Here is a 24,375-nt window from a genome sequence, read left to right on the forward strand (position 1 = left end):
TTTCTCTGAATTTTTTTAAAAATACTATTGACTTAGAGTCAACTCTAAGGAGTAGAATAGATAAAGTGTTACAAATCTATTTTCAACTAAAAAGAAGATAGTACGAAGGAGAGAATGTATAATGAGTACAGCATTACATGTATTGGATACAATCAATAGTCCAGCAGATGTCAAAAAGTTATCTGTTGAGGAAATGAAACAGCTGGCAGAAGAAATGCGCCAAAAGATCATGCAAAAGGACAGCGATGTAGGTGGGCACGTTGGTCCGAATCTAGGTGTAGTCGAATTAACGATCGCTTTTCATTATGTATTTGATTCACCTAAGGATAAAATCGTATGGGATGTTTCCCATCAATCTTATGGTCATAAGCTGCTAACTGGTCGGAAAAATGGCTTTGAAAAAGGACATTACCATGAAGTAAGCGGGTATTCCAATCAACACGAAAGTGAACATGATTATTTTACAGTGGGTCACACATCTACATCTATCAGCTTAGCTACTGGGTTGGCTAAATCCAGAGATTTGAAGAAAGAATCAGGAAATGTGGTAGCATTTATTGGAGATGGCTCACTAAGTGGCGGCTTAGCTTTTGAAGGGCTGAACAACGGCGGCGCTTTACAGACCAATTTAATCGTATTAGTAAACGATAATGGGATGTCTATTGATGAGAACCACGGTAGCTTATATCAGAACTTAGCAGAGCTTCGTCAAACTCACGGTGAAAGCAGTAATAACCTATTTAAAGCTATGGGATTTGATTATCGCTATGTGGATGATGGAAACGACCTAGAAACGGTGATCCGTTTATTTGAAGAAGTAAAAGATATTGATCATCCAATCGTACTTCACGTACATACGGAAAAAGGCCGCGGTTATCAGCCAGCGATCGATAATAAAATGAAATATCATTGGCACGTCCCATTTGATCTGTCTACAGGAGAAGCAAAACAGGCAGCTTCTGGAGAAACATTCAATACGATCATCATGGATTATCTGGATAAAAAAGTGCAAACAAGTACAGCACCTATTGCCGCTGTCAATGCAGCAATACCAGGCGCCTTTGGACTGAAAACATTCCAAGAAAAACATCCAGATCATTATTTTGATGTGGGGATCGCCGAGCAGCATTCCATTACGTTTGCTTCTGCTTTGGCTTCTCAGGGAGTACGTCCAGTCGTCTTCCAATCAAGTACTTTCCTGCAACGGGCATATGATCAATTATCACATGATTTAGCAATCAACGAGAATCCAGTCATCATTTTAGTTGGTGGCGGAACGATCTCTGCTAGTGATCGAACACACCAAGGAACGTTTGACATTCCTTATTTATCAAGTATCCCGAATATCAAATATCTTGCTCCAGCAACAAAAGAAGATATGATCTCTATGCTAGATTGGGCTTTTGAGCAAACAGCACAGCCTGTAGCTATTCGAATCCCTACTCATGGTGTGGAACATGGTAAAGCTATCGCAAATGATTACAGTATTCCAGCCTATCAGACAGTGAATAAAGGCGAAAAAGTGGCAATTTTAGCTTTAGGTGGTTTTCTTGGACTAGGAAAAGAAACAGTGGAAGCTTTTAGAGAAAAAGGAATCGAAGCAACATTGATCAATCCAGGAACAATCACAGAAAATGATGTAGAAACATTAGATAAATTAAAAGAAGCCCATGAATTAGTCATCACATTAGAAGATGGTAGTTTATCAGGCGGATTTGGTGAAAAAATCAGTCGTTATTATGGTGATTCTTCAATGCATGTGCTGAATTTCGGTGCAAAGAAAGAATTCACAGATAGTGTTCCAACAGTTAAACTTTATGAACGTTATCATTTGACACCAAGCCAAATCGTTGAGGATAGTCTACGTGTCTTAAATATTCAATAATCCATCGTATTTTCCATCCAGATAATCGTTTATACTAGTATCTGGATGGTTTTTATTATACGAAACAAAGGAGTAGATGCTATTATGTATCAAAAAGTAGAAGAATATTTCAAAAAGTTTCAAGAAAAATATCCTAGGTATCAATCAGAAGAACTAAGCTTTTTTTCATTTGGGAATACAGAAGAAATGGCAGATGAATTGAGTGAGTTAGTTGTAAAAAAAATAAAAACCGGTACATCAAGTGGATATGATCTATATAAAAAAGAGAAGGAACCTTTACCAAAAGTGGGTCAGTTAGATGTGGTTCTGAATGGAAAAAATGAACCAGTTTGTATCATCAAAAATATAAATGTGACTATCTTGCCTTTTAGTGAAATCACGGAAGAACATGCTTGGAAAGAAGGAGAAGGAGATCGAACGTTAGCCTATTGGCGGAAAGTCCATACTGACTTTTTCAAGCATGTCTACAAAGAAGCACTGAACATAGCATTTACAGAAGAGAAGCTAATCGTATATGAAGAGTTTGAAGTAATTTTCTTTTAGCAAGAAAGGCTTGCTAAAAGAAAAAGGATAGCTACTTTATTGACTCTTAGATAGAAAAGGGTTACATTTTTATAAGAAGATGTATTTCTAGAGAACGTCATTGGAGGAGATAGTGTGGATGTACTGGAAAAAATAAAAGGTGGGGTTGTCGTTTCTTGTCAAGCTTTGGAAAATGAGCCATTACACAGTTCTTTTATCATGGGGAGAATGGCTTTGGCTGCAAAAGAAGGCGGAGCAGTTGGTATTCGCGCAAATAAAACAGAAGATATCAATGAAATCAAGCGAATCGTTGATTTGCCGGTAATAGGGATTATCAAAAGAGATTACGATGGATCAGAAGTATTTATTACTGCGACAGAAAAAGAAGTGAAAGAACTTTTGGAGACGCAAGCTGAGATCATTGCACTGGATGCAACTTCTCGTAAACGTCCGACAGAAAAAACAACAGCTGAGCTTGTCCAAATGATCCACGATCACGGTCGATTAGCCATGGCAGATATTTCGACTTTTGAGGAAGCGCTTCAAGCGCAAGAAGATGGTTTTGATCTTTTGTCTACGACATTAGCAGGATATACAGAATATTCTCGAAAAACACAGGAGCCTGATTTTGATTTGTTGAATCAGATCATAGAACAAGTCAATATACCAGTAGTCATGGAAGGCCATACTGACTCTCCAGAACACGTAGAGAAAGTCTATGAATTAGGTGCTTTTTCAGTCGTGATTGGATCTATCATCACCCGTCCACAATTCATCACTAAAAGATATGTCGAAGCCGCGAATAAAGCAAAGAACTAAAAAACACGTACGGCACAGATTCTTGACAAAAAAGAAAAATTAATAGATAGTTTAAAGCAGATTCTAAGAAGAAGAGGAAAGTGTTGCTTTTCCTTTTGTCTTCGCAGATCTGCTTTTTAGCGTATTTTATAGAAAGAAGGCGAGACCATGTTTGAACGAAGTCCTTCAGAATTGACAGAACGTGAAAATTACAAGTTGCTGATTGGTTCAGTTATCCCCAGGCCGGTTGCAGTAGTAACGACTAAATCCGTAAATGATATAGTGAATATCGCACCCTTCAGTTACTTTAATATTGTCAGTTCGAATCCACCTATCTTATCCTTGGCGATCCAGAGAAAACAAGATACAGTAAAAGACACAGCAAAAAACATTCTTGAGACAAGAGAAGCGGTCATCCATATCCTTGATGAGGACAACGTAGAAGAAGCAAATAAAACAGCTGCTAATCTGCCTAATGAGGAAAGCGAACTACACTTGACTGAATTGACTTTAACGGATTCAGCAATCATTTCAGTACCAGCATTGACAGAAGCAAAAGTTCGTTTTGAGACAACCTTATATGAACATGTCGAGATACGGAATAAAAATAAAGTAACAGCTGATTTATTTTTGCTAGAAGTACAGAAATATCATTTGAATGAAACAGTTTATGATGAAAAGACGGGAAGAATCGATCCAAGAGAATTGAATGCTATAAGCCGTTTGGCAGGAAATGATTATGCAGCAATAGGAGAAATTTTCACGATCGCACGTCCCCAATAAGAAGGAGTAATAGTTATGTTAAAAATAAGTTATAAACCATCAGCAGATTCAAAAGAAATGGGAAAAGAATACGAGACAGTGAATGATTTTCTGCAAGGGCAGTATTTAGAAGTTCCGCCATTACAAGATCATTTTGTCGTCACCAAAGTTACTTTAGACGGCAAAGAAATAGGATTAACAGACCACATGATTAGCGGGTTATTCAATTACTTAAACAAATAAACATTTATTCCGAAAAGTGAAAATCATATAAAAAAACACTAAAAATAAAAAGATTATCAAGGAATCCTAGCACAATTGAACGAAACTGCGCTGGGATTTTTTTACGTTATTTGTTATTTTTTCCTAAAAAATATTAAAGATTGTTAAATTTCACTATTTCATTTCAAATTTCATTGCCTATTCATTAGGAAAAGTCTATCATGGACTCGTAAATAGAATATAGTAATAACCTTGTTAGGTGAGGCTCCTATACAAACATAGGCTATTGCCCAGAAACGTCGAAAGTCGCCAATGGGTAAAACAGAAACTGTCGGATTAAGGCTTTTTCCAATAGCTAAGAATGTTTTCTTTACGTTGTATAGTGCTAAAACTCGGACGATGAGATGATGCTAGGTCAGAATTCTTGTTCGAAAAGGTTTCTGGCCTTTTCTTTATAGTTTCAAGACTGACTTATTTGAAGAGACAAACTCGCTCCTTACCTGACAAGTGGATTACTGTGGGAGGAGGAGATGCGGTGAAAAAAAGAAAAAAGATCGATTGGTGGATTTTGGGTCCTTATTTGACTTTGTCCATGATCGGTCTTTTAGAAGTATACAGTGCTAGTTCTTATCGTTTATTGCAAGCAGATGAAAATACAAAAAGTCTATTATTGCGCCAACTGATTTTCATATTTTTGAGTTGGGGCGTAATCTTCTTAGCTCGTTCAATCAAACTGCACTATTTACTTCACCCTAAAATAGCAGGATATGGTTTAGCTTTATCGATTTTCTTTTTGATCTTAGTACGAGTAGGAATATTCGGTGTCACTGTCAATGGCGCACTTGGAGCAGCCGGCGGAGTATTATATTTAGGAAACAAAGGCTGGCTTCCCCAGATGTTCAATCATGCTTATGAAAGGATTGCAACTTTAAGAGATCCTTTCATAGATAGTCATGGTGCGGGTTATCAAATGACTCATTCGTTTTATGCACTATACAATGGTGGCATATGGGGGAGAGGATTAGGAAACAGTATCACAAAAAAGGGATATCTTCCAGAGACAGAAACAGATTTTATTTTTTCGATCATTACAGAAGAGCTTGGGCTAATTGGTGCATTGTGTGTACTTTTCTTATTATTCTCATTATGCATGAGAATCTTTTGTTTAAGCAGTCGTTGTAAAAATCAGCAAGCTGGATTGTTTCTTTTAGGATTCGGAACTTTGCTATTCGTTCAGACGATAATGAATGTGGGAAGTATCGCAGGGCTTATGCCAATGACTGGCGTGCCATTACCATTTGTTAGTTATGGAGGAACAAGTTATCTGATCCTTTCTTTAGGGATCGGGATCACGTTGAATATTTCTTCGAAGATACAGGCCGAAGAGTTGCCGCTCTATCGACCTGAAAAACAATAAAGAGAAACTGAGAATCTCTCAGTTTGAATTATCATAAAGGACTATCTTTTATTTTTCAAGCGAGAGATTCTTTTTAGAAAGAGGAATTCGCAATGAAAGTATTTCAAAAAATCATATTATCTGTTTTGTTACTGCTTACACTAGTAGTCGGCTTTTTTTCGATTGAATTTGTCCATGGATTTTCGTCTGCAAAACAGACCTCAACTGTAAAAAAGGTAGATCCGAAAAGTGTCCCTACCACACTAAACGTGGCTTTGATTGGTTCGGATGCCCGTTCGAAAGACGAAAATGGTCGCTCAGATTCACTTATGGTTGCACAATACGACCAGAAAACACAACAAGCAAAACTAATCTCTATCATGAGAGACTCATATGTCGATATACCAGGTTACGGAATGGATAAAATCAATGCAGCGTACTCTTACGGAGGAATTGATTTATTGAACCAAACATTAAAGGAAAATTTCAAATTTGAAGCCCCGTATTATGCAAGTATCACATTTCAAGATTTTATCGATTGCGTCAATGAACTGTTTCCTGATGGAGTAAAGATTGATGCAGAAAAATCTTTAGATTTAGATGGCGTATATATAAAAAAAGGGAAGCAAGTAATGGATGGCAATACGTTACTGCAGTATGCTCGATTCCGTGAAGACGAAGAAGGGGACTTTGGGAGGATTAGAAGACAGCAACAAGTGATTAAAGCTATCTCTCAGCAGCTGAAAGACGTCACTTCGATATTTAAATTACCGAAAGCGGTGGGAAAACTACTTGGCAGTATCCAAACGAACCTTCCTGAGAGTGTGCTACTGGATTGCGGTATGGATTTCCTCAAAGACGATAATAAAAAGATCGATACATTATCCGTACCAGTAGACGGCAGTTGGGACTTCAACGACAATACGCCTTCCGGAAGTGTTCTGGAATTAGATTTGACCAAAAACCAAGAAGCAATCAAAAAATTTCTGAATAATTAAGTAAAGAAAATAAAAGAAAAGAAGTTAGAAATAACAATTTATGTTATGTTCTGACTTCTTTTATTATGTTAGAATAAACAGGTATAAATAGTGAAAATAAAGGAATAACAAGCAAAAGAAGGAGGAAAAAATGAAAAGAAGTGACAAGCACGGCAAAAATCGAACAGGCGCTTATATTGCCGGCGCAGTGATTTTAATAGTAGCTGCAAGTGGCGGTTATTTTTACTACCGGCACTACCAAGAAACCCAAGCAGTAGAAGCTGGAGAAAAGACGGTTGAGCAATTTGTCCAAGCTTTAAACAAAGGAGATTATAACAAAGCTGCAGGAATGGCATCGAAAAAGGCAGCAAATAAAAGTGCATTATCTGAAAAAGAGATCTTAGAAAAATACCAAAATATATACGGTGCTGCCGATGTCAAAGGACTTGAGATATCAAATCTAAAAGTAGATAAAAAAGATGATTCTACTTATAGCTTTTCATATAAAGCAAAGATGAATACCTCATTAGGTGAATTGAAAGATCTTTCTTATAAAGGAACATTAGACAGAAATGATGGAAAAACCACGATCAACTGGCAGCCTAACTTGGTTTTTCCAGAAATGGAAGGAAATGACAAAGTAAGTCTGACCACGCAAGAAGCAACAAGAGGGAACATTTTAGATCGAAATGGGGAACCATTAGCAACAACCGGCAAACTAAAACAATTAGGAGTTGTTCCAAGCAAACTTGGGGATGGGGACGAAAAAACAGCCAATATCAAAGCCATTGCTTCTGCATTCGACTTAACAGAAGATGCTATCAATCAGGCTATTTCACAAAGCTGGGTACAACCCGATTACTTTGTCCCATTGAAAATCATTGATGGAGCAACGCCAGAACTTCCAGCTGGAGCTACCATCCAAGAAGTAGACGGCAGATATTATCCTTTGGGTGAAGCAGCTGCTCAACTGATTGGTTACGTGGGAGATATCACAGCAGAAGATATTGATAAAAATCCAGAATTAAGCAGTAATGGAAAAATCGGACGATCTGGTTTGGAAATGGCTTTTGATAAGGATCTTCGTGGGACTACAGGTGGAAAATTAAGCATCACAGATACAGACGGTGTCGAGAAAAAGGTTCTGATCGAGCATGAAGTCCAAAACGGAAAAGATATCAAATTGACAATCGATGCAAAGGCACAAAAAACAGCTTTCGACAGTCTAGGAGGAAAAGCTGGATCGACTGTTGCGACAACGCCAAAAACCGGTGATCTTCTTGCGCTTGCTAGCTCTCCAAGCTATGATCCAAACAAAATGACAAACGGGATCTCACAAGAAGACTACAAAGCTTATGAAGAAAATCCTGAACAACCATTCATCAGCCGATTTGCGACAGGTTATGCTCCTGGATCTACGTTTAAAATGATCACAGCAGCAATCGGTCTCGACAACGGCACTATCGATCCAAATGAAGTGTTGACGATCAACGGGCTTAAATGGCAAAAAGATAGTTCTTGGGGATCGTATCAAGTAACTCGTGTTAGTGATGTGTCACAAGTAGACTTAAAAACTGCTTTGATTTATTCCGATAATATATATATGGCGCAAGAAACGTTGAAAAATGGGGGAGAAGAATTTCCGTGCAGGTTTGGATAAATTCATTTTTGGTGAAGACCTTGATTTGCCAATCAGTATGAATCCAGCACAAATTTCTAATGAAGAGAGCTTTAATTCAGATATCTTGCTAGCTGATACTGGATATGGACAAGGCGAACTTCTAATTAATCCTATCCAGCAAGCAGCAATGTATTCTGTTTTTGCCAACAATGGCACACTTGTCTATCCTAAATTGATTGCAGATAAAGAGACAAAAGATAAGAAGAATGTCATCGGCGAAACAGCAGTACAAACGATCGTGCCAGATCTGAGAGAAGTTGTGCAAGATGTAAATGGTACAGCACATTCTCTTTCTGCTTTAGGGATTCCATTGGCAGCGAAAACTGGTACAGCGGAAATCAAAGAAAAACAGGATGAAAAAGGGAAAGAGAACAGTTTCTTGTTTGCTTTCAACCCTGATAACCAAGGATATATGATGGTTAGCATGTTGGAAAATAAAGAAGATGATGATTCAGCAACTAAACGAGCACCCGAACTATTACAATACCTCAACCAAAATTATCAATAAAGAACGACTTCATAACTATAGTAAAAGGACTGTGACGGTATCGTCACAGTCCTTTTTTCGCATAAACGACAGGTTCACGACCACTTTCTGGGTCACTCACACTTCATAAACTTTTTTTGTAAAATATTTCAGAACAAGTGGGGAAATAAGTGTACTTAATAAAATCACGATTACTAAAGGTGAATAGTACTGTGGTTCGATCAATTGACTTTGCTGTCCAATTTGCAAAATGATCAAAGCCATTTCTCCACGCGAAATCATACCAGCACCGACCATCAATGAACTATGTTGAGAAAAACCGGCAATCTGAGCACCAAAATACCCTCCAAGCAATTTGGTCAAAATTGCTACAAGCGTCAATATAGAAATAAAGAGAAGCTGCTCACCAAAGTCAGAAAAATCAACTTCTAATCCTACACTGACAAAAAATACTGGTATAAATACTGCATATCCTAAAGCTTCAACATTGTGGTATACTTCTTCTTTGACCTTTGTCTGACTGACTGCTATCCCAGCAAAAAAGGCACCAATGACAGAACTAAGACCTACAAGATCCGCTACGTAAGACATACCTAAACAAATAACTAGCGATACGATGATAATAGAAGAATTTGCGTACACTTTTTCTGCAAATGAAAGCAAGAAGGGTGCAATCCATTTGACTAATAAGAAAATAAAAACAAAGTAAACGAGCTGTTCAATCAAAACAAGCGGTAAAGAAGCATTGCTAGAAGCTTCTCCAGTGAGAAAAGATAGACTGAAACTTAGGACTAAAACGACTAAAATGTCATCTACAACAGAAGCACCTAAAATAGTTGAGCCTTCTTTCGTATTCACCACGTTTAGTTCCTTTAATACTTCAACTGAAATACTGACAGAAGTTGCTGCAAGAATAATCCCAAAGAAAATCGCTTCATTTCCCGAAACTTGGAATGCTTCGCCTGTTAGCCAACCAAAAACAACAGGGAAGATGATTCCGAGTAAAGCAACGAACATGCCTGGTCGGAAATATTTTTTCAAAAGAGATAAATCACTTTCCAGACCAGCTAAAAACATCAATAAGATTACACCAATCTCCGAGAAGTCATGGACTAGAATATCCGGTTTGACCCAATTCAATCCAGCTTGTCCTAGCAAAACACCAACAAGTAATTGTCCGATTACTGCTGGAATACCTAATCTCCTAGAGATATGTGAGCCAATCGTTGTTGAAATCAATATCAGGCATAAAATACCAATAAATTCCATTCTCATCATTCCTTTTTATAAAATATAGCCCGAACTTAGCATAACATATATTATTGAAAAAATAGGAAAATATACTCATAAAAAAACCAACAATCCAAAAGTATTTTTTGGTTTGTTGGTTTTTAAACAGTCTATTTTAATAACTAAAAACGATTAACGTATAGTCATTTTTCTTACTCTGATAAAATTGATGATTTCCTGGATGCCCATGAAAATCAAGATGAAACCGAATATTTGAAATAGAACCATCAAGCTTTTGAATGGATTAAACAATAAGACGAATCCGCCAATCAACAACAGAATACTATAAACACTCCAACTTTTAGCTTTTGTATTCATGCTGAAGAACAACTGGAACAAGCTGTTGATGATAACAGCTAATCCAAGAAGAATCGGCAGGATAGAAACGATTGCAGGTGCAAAAGCATAAACGATCAGCGCACAGATCAGGAAAAAAAGACCACTAAACAGACCGATACTCCAAGAACCTGTTTTCCTTTTAAAACGGTAAGCCTCAAAAAGATTCAACACCCCAAGCAAAACAAGATAGGCAGTGATCAGATAACCGATAAAATGAAAAACAGCAGAAGGGTTTAGCACAATCGCAATCCCAGAAATAATATAAACAGCAGCTCTTAATAAGGCATATTTTTGAATATTTTGTTTAATCGTCTCAAACATATAAGAAAACCTCCTTTGACTTATTTTAACGTGAACTAGTCATTTTACCAAATCAAACGTTACAAAATGAGTGAAGGAGAAGAGCTTCTTAAGAAAGATCATTTTCTGAGGATCTTTTCCATTTTTTTGCCTTTTGCTAGCTCATCGATCATTTTATCTAAATAACGAATTTCTTTCATCAAGTTATCCTCGATGTTTTCTACTCGCACACCACAAACAACACCTGTAATCAAAGAACGAGAAGGATTGGGGGCAGGGGCTTCCGCAAAAAATTGTTCGAAAGTCACTTGTTTTTGTAGTTGCTCTTCTAGTTCTGTTTGGGAATAACCTGTCAGCCAGCAAATGATTTCATCTACTTCCTCTTTTGTACGATCTTTTCTCTCTGCTTTTGCGCCATAATCAGTCACCTTTCTTCTCTCAAACTATTTACTACTTATAGTATATAAGAAAAAGAGAAGAAAAAGTGATTATTCAAAAAAAAAGACAAGAAGGATTGTGACAAAATTCTTATCACAATCCTTTTTTTCGAATAAACGGTGTTCTCATGCCTACTCCTCAGCCACAAGTCACAATATTCAACAAACATGAGAAACTGTTTATTGAAATTGTTCCTTGTGACTCGGAGCTGAACGGCAGGCTCACAACCCCTATCTGTCTTTTGTACAATCTTTATAGTTCAAGTGCGCATCAGATAATCGAATGCTCCTAAAGCTGCAGTAGCTCCTGAACCCATTGAAACGATAATTTGTTTGTATGGACTATCTGTACAATCACCAGCTGCGAAAACGCCGGGGATATTCGTTGCGCCATTTTTCTCGGTCACTATTTCATTTCTTGGGTTCATTTCGATCGTTCCATCTAGCCAATCCGTATTAGGGAGTAAGCCGACTAGAATGAATACTCCTGAAACAGCTAGTGTATGCATCTCCATCGTACGGCGATCGATATAGGAGAGAGATTCTACCTGATTCGTACCGCTGATTTCTTTCGTCGCTGCATGTTTGATAACAGTGACATTCGCAAGAGAGACTAGTTTATCCTGTAAGATTTGATCTGCTTTTAATTCTGGTAAGAATTCTAGAACATATACATGTTTTGCTAACCCAGCCAAATCGATTGCTGCTTCAACACCAGAATTACCACCGCCGATAACAGCAATCTCTTTTCCTTTAAATAGAGGACCGTCACAGTGTGGACAATAAGCAATTCCTTTATTTTTAAACTCTTTTTCGCCCGGTACATTGATAGAACGCCAGTGCGCACCTGTCGCAATAATTGCAGTTTTTGCTTGAAGTGATATACCGTTAGCCAAGCCGATATTGATAAAATCTTGCTCTTTATTTAAGGAAACAGCCTCTTGATTGATCATAATATCGATAGGGTAACTACGCACATGATTTTCTACTTGCTGCATTAATTTTGGCCCTTCTGTGTAAGGGGTACCAATCATGTTTTCAATTCCCAGTGTTTCAACGACTTGTCCACCGAAGGAGTCAGCAACAATCCCTGTGCGGATTCCTTTACGTGCTGCATAGATAGCTGCACTACTAGCTGCTGGTCCGCCACCGACCACTAATACATCATAAGGTTTTTTTTCAAATAATTCTTCTTCAACCAAAGGACCAGTGATTTTTTCAACGATTTGTTCGATCGTCATGCGTCCGCTACTAAATTCTTCACCATTTAAAAACACTGTTGGCACTGCCATGATTTGTTTATCATCAATTTCTTTTTGGAACATACCGCCTTCAATCATCGTATGAGTAATATTTGGATTTAATACAGCTAATATATTCAATGCCTGTACAACGTCCGGGCAATTGTGACAAGTCAAGCTAACATAACTGTCAAAATGCAGCTTTTGTTTGATTTGTTTGATTTTGAGACTCAAAGACTCACTGATTTTTGGTGCCCGTCCACTAATTTGTAACAGTGCTAGTAAAAAAGAAGCAAATTCATGACCGAGGGGGATACCAGCAAAAATAATTCCACTTTCTTTGCCAAGAGGGCTGATAGAAAAACTAGGTGTCCGCATCAACTCTTTTTTTTCCCAAGAGATTTTAGGAGACATTTCTGATATTTCCTTCGTAAATTCTGCTAATTTTTGACTATTTTCACTAGTATCCAAACTAACAGAAAAAACAATAGGAGATTCAATCAGTGCTAAATATTGTTCGAGGTTTTGTTTAGTTTCTTTATCTAACATGTCGACCACCTAAATTTTTCCAACAAGATCAAAACTTGGTTTCAATGTTTCGCCACTTTCTTTCCATTTTGCCGGACAAACTTCACCTGGGTGGGTACGTACATATTGAGCAGCCCGTATCTTATCAATCAGTGCACTAGCATCACGGCCAATTCCATCTGCATTGATTTCCATAGCTTGAACGATGCCGTCTGGATCAATAATAAATGTTCCTCGTTGAGCTAATCCTTGTTCTTCATCCAACACATCAAAAATACGAGAAATCCGATGCGAAGGATCGCCAATCATCGTGTATTCGATTTTACCGATAGCATCTGATGTATCATGCCATGCTTTGTGAGTAAAATGGGTATCTGTAGAGCAAGAAAAGACTTCAACACCCAAAGATTTCAAGGTGCTGTATTGTTCTTGTAAGTCTTCTAGTTCAGTGGGGCAAACAAAAGTGAAATCTGCTGGGTAGAAACATAGGATGCTCCAATTCCCCATAAGGTCTTTCTCGCTAATTTCTAAAAATTCTCCTTGATGATAAGCTTGAGCGTTAAATTCTTCGATTTTTTTCCCAATCAATGACATAGTAAAACCTCCAATAATAATTATTTATTTATAATGATTGTAATTTAGTTGGAGTTAGAAAGTCAATGAATATTTTGTTATTTAATAAAGATTACTCAAAAACGCTGGTTAATTATAAAATGGAAGAGGCATAAGAAAATACAACTACTTGAAATACTCAGGATAACGTTGAGTGACAGTTTCTTGTTCTTTCAGCATCATGTGCAAGTGCAATCCCGTTTGAAAACGAGCTTCTTCTGGTTTTTTATCGACTAATGCTCTGAATAAATCTTCATGTTGTTCCATGATCGTTTCCCATGGAAGCCCTTGTATGGTCACTCTTAACCAACGAAAACGTTCTAAATGGGTATTGTGGTCATCTAACCAGTTCCAAACTTCTTTTCTGCCGGCAATTTCGAAACAAGCTTCATGAAATAAATTATCTGCACGAAAAAACGCACGTTCATCCTTTATTTGGGCTGCTTTTTCTTGTTCTTTTAAAATCGTTTCTAACACTATTCGTGTTTGATGGTCCAATTTGGAACAGCATTCAATCATGATTTGCTGTTCTAATTGTTCTCGAACAAATCGAGCATTTTCTGCAGAATAGAGATTGATTCTTGAAACATACGTACCACTTTGAGGAGCTGTGTACACGAGTTCTTGCTGACGTAGTTGAATCAATGCTTCGCGAATGGGGGTCCGGCCGATAGAAAGATGTTCCTCCAGCGCTTTTTCAGATATTTTTCTTCCAGGTTCTAGGTCCGCATAGATGATTTGTTTACGAATCGCTTGGTAAGCTTGAGATTGCAAGCTACTTTTCATTTTTATACCTCCAAAATCATTTCTATGAACGTAGTATAACAGAAGAGATCTGAAAAACAATCTGATATGTCACTTTAACTCGTAGATTTGTACAAATAGTAAAATTTTGATTGACATAGCGGTTTTTATTGCATAAAATTCATTTGAAGACAAAAACTGATATGTTAGTTTAGGAGGGGAAAAATGATTGATTTAAACAACTGGGAGAACTTTATTCCTGAATTATCTCAAAAAGAAGTAGAAATACCTCATTTTGACCGTGCATCATTAAGAGAAACTGGACAAAGAAATCCTGTCTGGATCCATTTTGGTGGCGGAAATCTTTATCGAGGATTTCATGCAGAAATCGCTCATTGTTTAGCGGATCAAGGCGAATTGCCCACTGGTGTCATTGTTTGTGAAACATTCGATGAAGAAATAATTGAAAAGGCTTACCGAGTTTTTGATGATTTGATTCTTGAAGTGGTCATGCCAAGCAGTGGAAAATTTGTCAAACGTGTATTAGCTGCGACAGCTGACAGTCTGTATTGTCATCCAGATTGTTCGGAACACTTTGCTAAGATGATTGGTCACTTTGAAAATCCGAGTTTACAATTAGTTACTTTTGCTATTACTGAAAAAGGTTATCGATTGAAAGATACAAGTAATAAATATATAGGACCGATTGCAGTTGATATAAAAAATGGTCCGAAAAAGCCATCACATACGATGAGTATTCTTGCTGCACTACTTTATAGACGGTTTTTATCGGGAGCTTGGCCGATTGCACTTGTCTCTAAAGATAATTTTTCACAAAACGGCAGTCAATTACGTACTTCGTTGCTAGCGATCGCAAAAGAATGGCAAAAGGAAGGTTATGTACCAGAAACATTTATCCAATACTTATCGAATGAAGAAATCGTTGCGTTTCCATGGACAATGATTGATCGTATCACTCCGAATCCTTCCATATCAGTTAGCAGAATGTTGGCAGAAGAAGGGTTTTTAAATATGTCGATCTTGCAAACCGCAAAGGGAACCAATATTGCGCCATTCGTCAATACAGAAGATATCCATTATTTAATCATGGAAGATCATTTTCCAAACGGACGTCCGAGATTCGAAAAAGCTGGAGTGTTCTTGACTGATCGTGCAACGGTAGATAAAGCAGATACGATGAAAGTGACGACTTGTCTTAATCCTTTGCATACGGCTTTAGCTATTATGGGTTGTTTACTGGGTTATAGGAGTATAGCTGAAGAGATGAAAGATCCAGATTTGTCACTGTTAGTTTCTGAAATCGGGTACAATGAAGGTCTTCCAGTCGTAGAATCGCCTGGAATCATTGATCCAAAGACCTTTCTTGAAGAAGTAGTCACTGTGCGATTTTCTAATCCAAATATTCCTGACATGCCTCAGCGAATCGCCACGGATACCTCTCAAAAGGTGGCGATTCGTTACGGTGAGACGATTAAAAAATATATGGAAATAGAAAATAAGGACCCACAGACTCTTGTGTTCATCCCATTGATTCTCGCTGCTTGGCTTCGATACCTTATTGGCCTTGATGATCAAGGAAAACCATTCACACCGAGTCCAGATCCTTTGCTGGTGGAACTTCAGCACAGGCTTTCTGATATTCAATTGGGTACGCAAGATACCTCACATATCCAAGAGAAAATTGTTCCTATTTTGTCAAATAAAGAAATTTTTGGTGTAGATCTTTATCAAGCTGAGATTGGCAGAAAAATAGAAGGAATGTTCATCAAAATGTTGGCAGGACCCAATGCCGTACGAAAAACATTACAGAATTACTTACAAGAACATGGAGGAACTTTATAATGGAAATGACTTTTAGATGGTACGGTTCACAAGAGGAAAAGATTGCTTTAGATGAAATCAGACAAATACCTGCAGTCAAAGGTATTGTAGGCACATTGATGGATATACCAGTAGGAGAAGTGTGGCCTAGGGAACGGATCAAAGAATTAAAAGAAGAAATTGAGTCTCGTGGATTGACACTAAAGGTTATCGAAAGCGTCAATGTGCATGATGCCATTAAAATTGGTTTACCATCCCGTGAGCAGTATATCGAAAACTATAAGCAGACGATTCGAAACTTGGCAGAATATGGAATAGAAGTCATCTGCTATAATTTTATGCCTGTATTTGATTGGGTCAAATCTGATCTTGATTACCGCTTAGAAGATGGCTCATCTACGTTAGCTTTTATATCCGCTGATATTCCAGCTGATCCAAAAGAAATCGTCGAACGCATCGAACAGTCCAGCAATGAATTCGAGTTGCCGGGGTGGGAACCTGAACGCTTAGCTCATATCAAATCTTTGCTTGAAGCGTATGCATCAGTAGACGAAGAAAAACTTCGAGAAAATTTTGCTTATTTTCTTCAATCAATCATCCCGACATGTGAAGAGGTAGGGGTCAAAATGGCTGTACACCCAGATGACCCGCCGTACTCGATTTTTGGATTACCTCGAATCGTAAAGAATCGAGAAGACCTAGATTGGTTGTGCCGAGTAGTAGACAGTCCTTCTAACGGAATCACTCTTTGTACAGGAAGTATTGCAGAAGATCCAGAAAATGATGTGTATGAAATTTTAGCAGAATTTTGCCAAAGAGACCGGATCCCATTTGCTCACGTTCGAAATATCAAGTTTTTAGATAATCGAGATTTCTATGAGGCACCGCATAAATCAGAATACGGTTCATTAGACATGTACCGTATACTAAAAACAATGTATGACAACGGATTTGACGGATACATCCGCCCTGATCATGGCAGAATGATTTGGAATGAGACAGGAAGACCAGGATATGGCTTATATGATCGAGCATTAGGTGCGGTATATCTAAATGGATTATGGGAAGCAATTGAAAAAGGAAACGAACGTAAAGAAAACCAGTAAATAATTTATAATTTTATTATGTAAAAGAAAAAGATATTCAAATTTTTGTGACATAAATCCGTATGCTTTTCAACAGTATACGGATTTATGTCACTTCTTTGGTCTAGGAACTAGAGGTTATCTTGATTTTCTTTTTCCGATTGGTTCATAAGAGCCTCTTCTTTTAATTCAAAAATATATTCTGAAATCCTCATAATCACTTTTTTCCAATCTTCTGGTGTGATGATTCCCTTTAAAATATATATTTTTTTGATGTGGGAAGGCAACTGTTTCAAAGGGCAGTCACTGATAACGATGTTACAGTTCTCCATAAAATCGTTTTGTATTTTGATCGATTCATTTGAAAAAATTTGTTCTATCTTAACAATCAAATCTTTACTGATATAAAAATCACGCGTATAGTTCACACCAATCACGATCAGCGGTTGTTTTTTGTAACGATCATATAAATGTACTAGATCTTCGACCATCCATAGCACATTTTCTTTTTCTAAAATATCTGGCAGCATATGTTGATTTTGTTCTCTGAAATCCATGTAAAATCGTTCAATAGCTGTTTGGATTTCTTTCAATACGTTATGCTCTTGATAAAGCATAAAAGTAGGAAGGGGCGTATTTGGTTGATTGAAGTTAAGAAATCCATTATAAAGTTTATTTCGTGCGAACGCCAACGAGTAAAGAATCTTTTCTTTTTCAGGCATAAGCAAATCAAATACAGTACAAAAGGATTCCACCATTTTTCTTGAATAAAGAACATGAGGAACATTTGCTTTTCTTAAAAGTTCGTATTGCTCCAAACTTGTTTTTTCTGATTCGATTTTCGTGATAGAGAGCCGTACTAAAATATTCACTAGGATGCGTTGTTCGCGACAAATTGGCAGATTGGGACGCAAAATATCGACAGAGGGATCAATAAAAAAGTCAATATATTCATACTCATCAAACTCTCTTTGCACACCTTTTACAGAAGTAGCCGGAAAATTTTCTTTACATATTTTCAACAGCAAATATAATTTATCCATCATACCGCTATTCAGTCGGTCAAGTACCTCTTTTTTAAAAAAAGTATTCATCATAAAAGCAACTACCTGTGGTTCTTCATCATAAAAATCTGTAGCAGTACTTGAAAAGATATTCCAATAAATATCTAATGCTGCATATTGGATTTGTACTTCTTTTCCAGAAAAGGACTTTCTTCCATTATTAGAAAAGGAGACAGACAAACCATACAATGCTAAAAATGCATTGATTTTTTTCATTTTCGTATACAGATAAGAGGCACTATAGTTCGTTTGCTGACTTAAACTGATAATCGAATTTGTCTGACAACTGAACAAAGAAGTCAAGATCTCATAACTGACCGATTCGTTGCAGTACCTTCCAAATAGACGATAGTAGCAATAAGCCGGATCAATTCCTTCAAAATTCAACTTCAAAAAAGGTTTTTGTTTATCAATATGCAATTCTGTTAGATTTAGACGCTCAAAATCTTGTTCTAATTCTTTGATGTATAATAGAAAATTTGATTCAGACATATGGAAATGATCTGCTAAATATTGTGTAGTAATAAAGAAACGATGTTCAGACAGGAAAAGAAAAATATCTAATTTTGTATTGCTTTTTTTCTTTAAAAGATACGTTTTTATCGCTTCTTGGGTTTGCATGAAGGGCGCTCCTTTTTACTTAAATTGTTAAAACTAGAAAATATTACTGTTTTTTTCATGAATCTAGACAAAAAGACAGTAAACATATAGGTACAATCTCTACTATCTTATTTCTTGCATACAAAAAAATCAAGGAGTGAGAGAGTTATGAGATATCCAACCATCTTAATCTCAACATTTACAGCCTTAAGCTTATCGCTTACTATAAATCAGACAGTGCATACAGAGGAGATAGGAACAGCAAATTGGGCAGAAACCAAATGGGCCAATGTTAATCGAATTACTTTCCAAGATGAATTTTCTTCCTTCAATTCAGGTGTCACAAAATTGAAAAAAGGACAAACAGCGACCATCAAAGCAACAGTTGATTATTCGGGAGACTTAGCACCGATACGACAATCAGCTGTTACATTTGAGAATGTTGACCCTGCTTTATTGATCAGTTACGACGAGAATACTTTGTCTATCCAACACAAGCAAGCAACATTTACTTTCACCGTCACATTAAATCAGGACTTGCTAAAACCAGCACTGTTTACTGTCAAAGTATCAGATGGCTTACCGAACGATCTTCATTATCTGACGCCGTATAGTCAACGGCAGACAGTTGAGCAAGATTCATCGATCGACTCAGGAGGAGGAGATCTTGTTGGGGAACCAACGGATAAACCAGAAAATGAAAACAAGCCTGATATACCGCCTACAGAAAATCCAGACGGAGAACAACAATCGGAAATAGAACCTGGTGAAGAGCCTGATACAGAAATGAAGCCAGAGCCAGACAATGAATCAAAACCTGAAACAACTCCCGAAGAAAAACCAGATGTCAGTCCAGAACCAGATACAGACTCTGGAAACGAAACAATACCGGAAACAAAACCAGGCACAGATAATGAAACCGAGAATCCAGAGAAACCAGATGTGACTCCAGAACCAGATACGGACTCTAGCAACGAAGCAAGACCAGAAGAAAAACCAGACACGGATAATGAAACCGAGAATCCAGAAACACCAAATGGGTTTCCAGAAGAAAAGCCGGATGTGGCCCCAGAAATGCCAGAAAAAACACCTGAAACAAATATAACGGCAAAAGAGATAAGCACCCAAAAGGATGAAAAGAAAGAGAGTCAAAAAATAAATACAACCATTCGACAAATAAATGAAGAAAAGCAGAATACACACACAACGATTTGATAGACCTCACCTAGCTGAGACTTTAAAAAGTAGCAAAGATACAATCTTTGCTAGTCCTGATACGAAAAATAAACAGCTGCCAAAATCTGGAGAAGCACAAAATAAAGTCATACTGTGGAGCGGAATCATTCTTTTAAGTATAACAACAATGTTTTCTGTAAAAAGATTTAAACAAAATAGATGACACTGACATTTGAAGAATGTCGGAGAACACATTTTTACAAACGAAAAAGTAATATTAATAAAACGACCCTGAATAACAGATTCTAAATCTGATATTTAGGGTCGTTCTAATTTTTATCTTTCTTCATTTTTAATTTAAAGGAGATCTGTTTCTCTTGGTGAATGATTCGGAATCTTTTTCACTTTCAGCACATCTAAAAAGAAGGTGAAAATCGGGATGCCGACAATCAATCCCCAAACGCCAAAGAATCGTTCACTAACAAGCAAGACCACGAATGTATAAAAAATCGGCAAGTCTGTTTTGCTAGACATTAATTTTGGGTTCAGTACATAAGATTCGATCAGATGCACAACCAAAATCGTCATCAGGATATAAACAACATCTCTGATTCCTCCTTGGGAATAAGCAATGAAAGATAGAGGAATACAAGAAATAATAACGCCTGCTACAGGGATCAGACTTAGAATGAATATCATAATTGCTAAGCTCAGCAGTTGGTGAAAGCCAAATGCGGCCAAGGCAATAGTTGTGAGTAGAGTGTTTAAAAGAGCAATAATAAATTGAGCTTCTAATACTAAACCAAATGTATTGACAAACTTATCGGCGAAATAATATAGATCTTGAAAGAACCAAGAAAATTCACTTTTTAGAAATAACCGTGAGAATAAAATCGTTTTTTGCTTTTCAATCATAAAAAAGAAACTTAAGATGAACGACATAGCGAACGCCACGGCCAGTTTTCCTATATCTTGTAAATAGCCAAGCGCAATTGACGCACCATTTTGAAGCTGTTCAAAGAAATCGTTCCGTTCGATATAATTGTGGATGTATTGTAAAACTGGATCCGCATCTTTTGGTTGATGCTCGTAAAAATCAATAACAGATTGAATCATATCGAATGTTTGATGAATAAGCATCGGGATATACTTTGTGAATGCCAGATAGATAAGATAAACGATCAATGTATAAATCATGATGGCTAAAATACCTGTAGGGATTCGGACAAATCGCTGAATGATCTGAACAAGGTGGATCATCAAGTAAGTAAAGATAAATGTGAGTAAAATGGTTGTAATCATACTTCTTACTAAGAAAAGTACAAAAATGACAGATAATAAAACCGTGAGGCGGCGTATTTTTTCATTCGCCAAAAAACGCTGATAAACGGACAATTTGACAACCTCCAAATAACAAAAATAAACACGTTATTCATTATATGATGGAATACGAAAATAAGAAAGGGAAAGAGCAAAAAGAAAAACCGCTAAATGACGTTATCTTATGAGTTGGTTTTCCTCATAAAATCGTTCATCTAGCAGTTTCAGCCCTTTTTCTGGTCTTGATGAAAATTATCTAGCATTTTTCGGGTCAGATGTTGCAGTGTATCCAATTCTTCCTGTTCAAGTGGAAGATAAGACTTGATCTTTTGTGGAATACCTTCTGCTTGTTTTTGCAACGCAACTCCTTGAGAAGTGAGCGTAACATTTACGATTCTTTCATCATCCGTTTCACGCTGACGCTTGATATAATTTTTTTCTGCTAACTTCTTCAGTAAGGGGGTTAGCGTACCAGAATCCAGACACAAATCATTTCCTAGCTCTTTCACTGTAGTCTTTTTCTTTTCCCATAAAACTAGCATCACAAGATACTGGGTATAGGTAAGATCCAGCGGTTTGAGAAGGGGAGTGTAGTGCCTGATGATCTCCTTAGAGGCGGCATATAAAGGAAAACATACTTGATTAGCTAAATATAGATCTTCCATTTTTCCACCTCCGCTGTTTCACTATAGTGTATCATAGCGGATTTACACAAAAAAGTCTATTCACTAACAGCTTTCAGAGTAACTTCGATATTTCCAGCTGTCGCTTTTGAATAGGGGCACACTTTATGTGCAGCTTCTAATAATTCTTGGGTTTCTTCTAGAGAAAGGCCTTCGATAGATCCTTCAATCTCTACGCCTAAGACAAAGCTCATTTCACTTTCGGAATAAAGAGAAACTTGTGCGCTGACAGTAGAAGCGCCAGAAATATTTTTTTGTTGTTTAATCAACTCCAATGCACTGTTGAAACAGGCACTGAAACCAGCTGCAAACAATTGTTCAGGATTTGTTGCGTTTTCAACACGTTTACCAGGAGCTGCAATATTTAATTCGAATGTGTGATCAGGATTATGGACTTCTCCAGAACGTCCGCCTGTGTTGATCATTTTTGTAGAATACATTTTTTTCATAAGATTACCACCTTTTATTATATTTAATACAATTAGATTGTACACAATTTAATTATGAAAAGCAAAGAAATTGATTATTCAAGAAAAAAGAGAAAGCACATGGAACAAACTTGCTTCCTCTAATAAGAACATTTACAAAAAAATATCAGTGACAAGAACTAATCTCATCATAAACTTTACATATATTTTTCAAAAAGTTGTTTTCTTTCTTCAAAACTTACTTCACGATGAACCTGATGAAGCATCCATAAATAACCAAAAGGATCCCTGAACATCGAATTGGTCACACCAAAGTCCATCATTTCTGTCATTTCTTGGATCTCTACACAGCCATTTCGTAATGCTTTATTATGTGTGTCCTTAATGTCAGAGACGATGATATTGAACCAGATCGTATTTGGATGTTCAGCAGTAGGGGCAGTCAGACCAAGGGGCGGATTTTCATCCAGCATATGGAACCGCGTGCCATACAAGGAAAAAATGACTTCATTATTGCCTCTAGGATAGTCTGTTGCCTCAATCAGTTCTATTTCATCAAAGATCGTTTGATAAAGTTTTAGAGCTTTCAAACTGTCATTTAATACAAAATCGATTTCTGTTCCTTTATGCATAAAATTCTCCTCTCTTTTTCAATCCAACATTTACTTACTTCTTCTATTATTATACCAGTTAAAGAAAACGCATTCAAAACAATGGTATTGATTACTTACCAACTCATTCGATTGGATGATAAGTAAATCCGCGTCCCATTACTTCTGCTACGCTGTTGACAATGACAAAGGCGCTTGGATCAATTTCTTCTATCAGAGGTTTCATTCGAGAGAATTCATGATCGGTCACAACGATCAATAACACTTCTTTTGACTTTCGGTTATAGCCGCCTTTTGCCTCTAGCAAGGTAAGCCCGCGTCCGATTTCAGCACTTAAGCGAAGGCGAATGTCTTCCAAAGAATGTTCGCTCATGACCATGACGGATTTCTTCCGATTGATCCCTGTTTCGATATAGGTCATGACAATTGAAGTGATTGCAATAGATAAGATAGCGTAAAGAAATTCTTCTATTCCAAAAACAAACAGATTGAGAGAAACGACGAAAGCATCTGTAAGAAATAGGCCGATCGAAGTGTTCAAGTGGAAATATTTTTTAAAAACGAGGGGAGGGATCGTCGTGCCGCCACTGGAAGAGTTATTTTTATATAAGATGGCCACTCCTAAAGCAAAAATCGCACTTCCAAAAATGACCGATAACAACCGATCTGAAGTAATCATCATCTCTGGTACTACCGCGATGATCAAAGGAAAAACTAAACTTCCAAAAAGCACTTTGAAAAAAGGTTTTTTACCTAAAAACAGAAGAGCTAGCACTAACATAACGATATTCAATACTAAAATGACTATAGCACGGTCAAAACCGAAAGCAGCTTCCAATAATATTCCTAGTCCGCTGACACCACCAGCAGCGATATGATGAGGCCCTAAAAACATATTGATAGCGACTCCTAATATAAAGAGGGCAAAAATAATCTTGGCATATGTCCATATAAATTGTCTTGTTTCTTTCATTTATCCACTTCCTTTAGTTGATTAATAGTATTCTTATCTTATTATAACTTATTTTTCACTATAAGTTAACTTCGATTAATAAAAAAATTAGGCTTGGCTAATTTGGGGTACTTAACTTATCTGAAATCACTTGATCAAACAAAAACTCTTAAAAAACTTTTTTAATTAGGAGGATCGAATACAGCGAGCAGAGAAACAGAGAAACTAAGATAACTATAGAACTCGAAATAGGTAGGAAATAGCTTTAAAAACTTTTAAAAGTTTTAGGACTATCTGTTGAATTCGCTTAAAAAGTAATAGAAAAGTGTCAAAAAACTGTTACCGATAACATTTTTTGAAAGCGTTGTCTTTTCTATTTCTATCACTTATAGT

Annotated in this window: 21 protein-coding genes, 2 pseudogenes and 1 riboswitch; of the genes and pseudogenes, 11 read left to right on the forward strand and 12 right to left on the reverse strand. The window is 36.9% G+C overall.

Translation table 11 applies throughout. The features are described from left to right. The first annotated feature begins 121 nt into the window (after window positions 1-121). The 8 genes and pseudogenes from IGK53_RS06220 (at window position 122) to IGK53_RS06255 (ending at window position 8,751) form a co-directional block, all read left to right on the forward strand. Entirely contained in the window at window positions 122-1,885 is a 1,764-nt protein-coding gene (locus IGK53_RS06220) for a 1-deoxy-D-xylulose-5-phosphate synthase (RefSeq protein WP_002329238.1), read from the forward strand. A gap of 84 nt (window positions 1,886-1,969) precedes the next feature. Then, on the forward strand, window positions 1,970-2,428 hold the full coding sequence (locus tag IGK53_RS06225; protein WP_430605038.1) for an ASCH domain-containing protein: 459 nt from the start codon (window positions 1,970-1,972) through the stop codon (window positions 2,426-2,428). Window positions 2,429-2,542: 114 nt separating this feature from the next. Beyond that, on the forward strand, window positions 2,543-3,226 hold the full coding sequence (locus IGK53_RS06230; RefSeq protein ID WP_430605039.1) for an N-acetylmannosamine-6-phosphate 2-epimerase: 684 nt from the start codon (window positions 2,543-2,545) through the stop codon (window positions 3,224-3,226). Between the two features lie 147 nt (window positions 3,227-3,373). Continuing rightward, the gene (locus IGK53_RS06235; protein WP_002306657.1) at window positions 3,374-3,988 is read left to right on the forward strand and encodes a flavin reductase family protein; all 615 of its coding nucleotides are present in this window, start codon (window positions 3,374-3,376) and stop codon (window positions 3,986-3,988) included. Between the two features lie 15 nt (window positions 3,989-4,003). Beyond that, window positions 4,004-4,210 (forward strand): hypothetical protein, encoded by a 207-nt coding sequence (locus tag IGK53_RS06240; protein WP_002306658.1) that lies wholly within the window; start codon window positions 4,004-4,006, stop codon window positions 4,208-4,210. A 223-nt stretch (window positions 4,211-4,433) separates the two neighbouring features. Then, window positions 4,434-4,600, forward strand: a riboswitch (M-box (ykoK) riboswitch). A 124-nt stretch (window positions 4,601-4,724) separates the two neighbouring features. Then, window positions 4,725-5,606, forward strand: a complete 882-nt coding sequence (locus IGK53_RS06245) for an FtsW/RodA/SpoVE family cell cycle protein (protein ID WP_430605040.1) — start codon at window positions 4,725-4,727, stop codon at window positions 5,604-5,606. Window positions 5,607-5,698: 92 nt separating this feature from the next. Further along, window positions 5,699-6,583 (forward strand): LCP family protein, encoded by an 885-nt coding sequence (locus IGK53_RS06250; RefSeq protein WP_002306660.1) that lies wholly within the window; start codon window positions 5,699-5,701, stop codon window positions 6,581-6,583. 130 nt (window positions 6,584-6,713) lie between these two features. Continuing rightward, window positions 6,714-8,751, forward strand: a pseudogene (locus IGK53_RS06255) (penicillin-binding transpeptidase domain-containing protein). 96 nt (window positions 8,752-8,847) lie between these two features. On the opposite strand, the gene IGK53_RS06260 reads toward IGK53_RS06255, so the two are convergent. The 6 genes from IGK53_RS06260 to IGK53_RS06285 form a co-directional block, all read right to left on the reverse strand. Then, window positions 8,848-9,999 carry a cation:proton antiporter gene (locus IGK53_RS06260; RefSeq protein ID WP_002319954.1) on the reverse strand — a complete coding sequence of 384 codons (1,152 nt, stop codon included), beginning with the start codon at window positions 9,997-9,999 and terminating at the stop codon, window positions 8,848-8,850. A 153-nt stretch (window positions 10,000-10,152) separates the two neighbouring features. Then, window positions 10,153-10,680: an HdeD family acid-resistance protein gene (locus tag IGK53_RS06265; RefSeq protein WP_002306663.1), complete on the reverse strand. Its 528-nt coding sequence runs from the start codon at window positions 10,678-10,680 to the stop codon at window positions 10,153-10,155. 98 nt (window positions 10,681-10,778) lie between these two features. Then, window positions 10,779-11,087: a DUF2200 domain-containing protein gene (locus tag IGK53_RS06270; protein WP_002329235.1), complete on the reverse strand. Its 309-nt coding sequence runs from the start codon at window positions 11,085-11,087 to the stop codon at window positions 10,779-10,781. A 269-nt stretch (window positions 11,088-11,356) separates the two neighbouring features. Continuing rightward, window positions 11,357-12,886 carry an alkyl hydroperoxide reductase subunit F gene (gene ahpF / locus IGK53_RS06275; RefSeq protein ID WP_002306667.1) on the reverse strand — a complete coding sequence of 510 codons (1,530 nt, stop codon included), beginning with the start codon at window positions 12,884-12,886 and terminating at the stop codon, window positions 11,357-11,359. 9 nt (window positions 12,887-12,895) lie between these two features. Continuing rightward, window positions 12,896-13,459 carry an alkyl hydroperoxide reductase subunit C gene (gene ahpC, locus IGK53_RS06280; RefSeq protein WP_002290708.1) on the reverse strand — a complete coding sequence of 188 codons (564 nt, stop codon included), beginning with the start codon at window positions 13,457-13,459 and terminating at the stop codon, window positions 12,896-12,898. Window positions 13,460-13,603: 144 nt separating this feature from the next. Next, window positions 13,604-14,263: a GntR family transcriptional regulator gene (locus IGK53_RS06285; protein WP_002329234.1), complete on the reverse strand. Its 660-nt coding sequence runs from the start codon at window positions 14,261-14,263 to the stop codon at window positions 13,604-13,606. A gap of 183 nt (window positions 14,264-14,446) precedes the next feature. On the opposite strand from IGK53_RS06285, the gene IGK53_RS06290 reads away from it, so the two are divergent. Together IGK53_RS06290 and uxuA are read left to right on the forward strand one after the other, a co-directional pair. After that, window positions 14,447-16,084 (forward strand): mannitol dehydrogenase family protein, encoded by a 1,638-nt coding sequence (locus tag IGK53_RS06290; protein WP_002335724.1) that lies wholly within the window; start codon window positions 14,447-14,449, stop codon window positions 16,082-16,084. Then, the gene (uxuA, locus tag IGK53_RS06295; RefSeq protein WP_002306671.1) at window positions 16,084-17,169 is read left to right on the forward strand and encodes a mannonate dehydratase; all 1,086 of its coding nucleotides are present in this window, start codon (window positions 16,084-16,086) and stop codon (window positions 17,167-17,169) included. The genes IGK53_RS06290 and uxuA overlap by 1 nt, the downstream gene beginning before the upstream one ends. A 110-nt stretch (window positions 17,170-17,279) precedes the next feature. On the opposite strand, the gene IGK53_RS06300 is transcribed toward uxuA, so the two are convergent. After that, the gene (locus IGK53_RS06300; protein WP_002329232.1) at window positions 17,280-18,833 is read right to left on the reverse strand and encodes a helix-turn-helix domain-containing protein; all 1,554 of its coding nucleotides are present in this window, start codon (window positions 18,831-18,833) and stop codon (window positions 17,280-17,282) included. 147 nt (window positions 18,834-18,980) lie between these two features. Here IGK53_RS06300 and IGK53_RS06305 point away from each other — a divergent pair. Then, window positions 18,981-20,211: pseudogene (locus IGK53_RS06305) on the forward strand (LPXTG cell wall anchor domain-containing protein). 134 nt (window positions 20,212-20,345) lie between these two features. Here IGK53_RS06305 and IGK53_RS06310 read toward each other — a convergent pair. From IGK53_RS06310 to IGK53_RS06330, 5 genes are all read right to left on the reverse strand, one after another. Beyond that, window positions 20,346-21,383: an AI-2E family transporter gene (locus tag IGK53_RS06310; protein WP_002290717.1), complete on the reverse strand. Its 1,038-nt coding sequence runs from the start codon at window positions 21,381-21,383 to the stop codon at window positions 20,346-20,348. Between the two features lie 149 nt (window positions 21,384-21,532). Beyond that, window positions 21,533-21,973, reverse strand: coding sequence for a MarR family winged helix-turn-helix transcriptional regulator (locus tag IGK53_RS06315; protein ID WP_002290718.1), 441 nt, complete (start codon window positions 21,971-21,973; stop codon window positions 21,533-21,535). Window positions 21,974-22,029: 56 nt separating this feature from the next. Beyond that, window positions 22,030-22,440: an organic hydroperoxide resistance protein gene (locus IGK53_RS06320; RefSeq protein ID WP_002290719.1), complete on the reverse strand. Its 411-nt coding sequence runs from the start codon at window positions 22,438-22,440 to the stop codon at window positions 22,030-22,032. A gap of 176 nt (window positions 22,441-22,616) precedes the next feature. Beyond that, a complete protein-coding gene (locus tag IGK53_RS06325; RefSeq protein WP_002290721.1) occupies window positions 22,617-23,051 on the reverse strand; it encodes a VOC family protein in 435 nt (144 codons plus the stop codon). Window positions 23,052-23,154: 103 nt separating this feature from the next. Further along, the gene (locus IGK53_RS06330; RefSeq protein ID WP_002290725.1) at window positions 23,155-24,003 is read right to left on the reverse strand and encodes a YitT family protein; all 849 of its coding nucleotides are present in this window, start codon (window positions 24,001-24,003) and stop codon (window positions 23,155-23,157) included. Window positions 24,004-24,375: the final 372 nt, after the last annotated feature.

Origin of the sequence: Enterococcus sp. DIV1224 (assembly GCF_050555455.1) — a bacterium.
Taxonomy (GTDB): domain Bacteria; phylum Bacillota; class Bacilli; order Lactobacillales; family Enterococcaceae; genus Enterococcus_B; species Enterococcus_B lactis.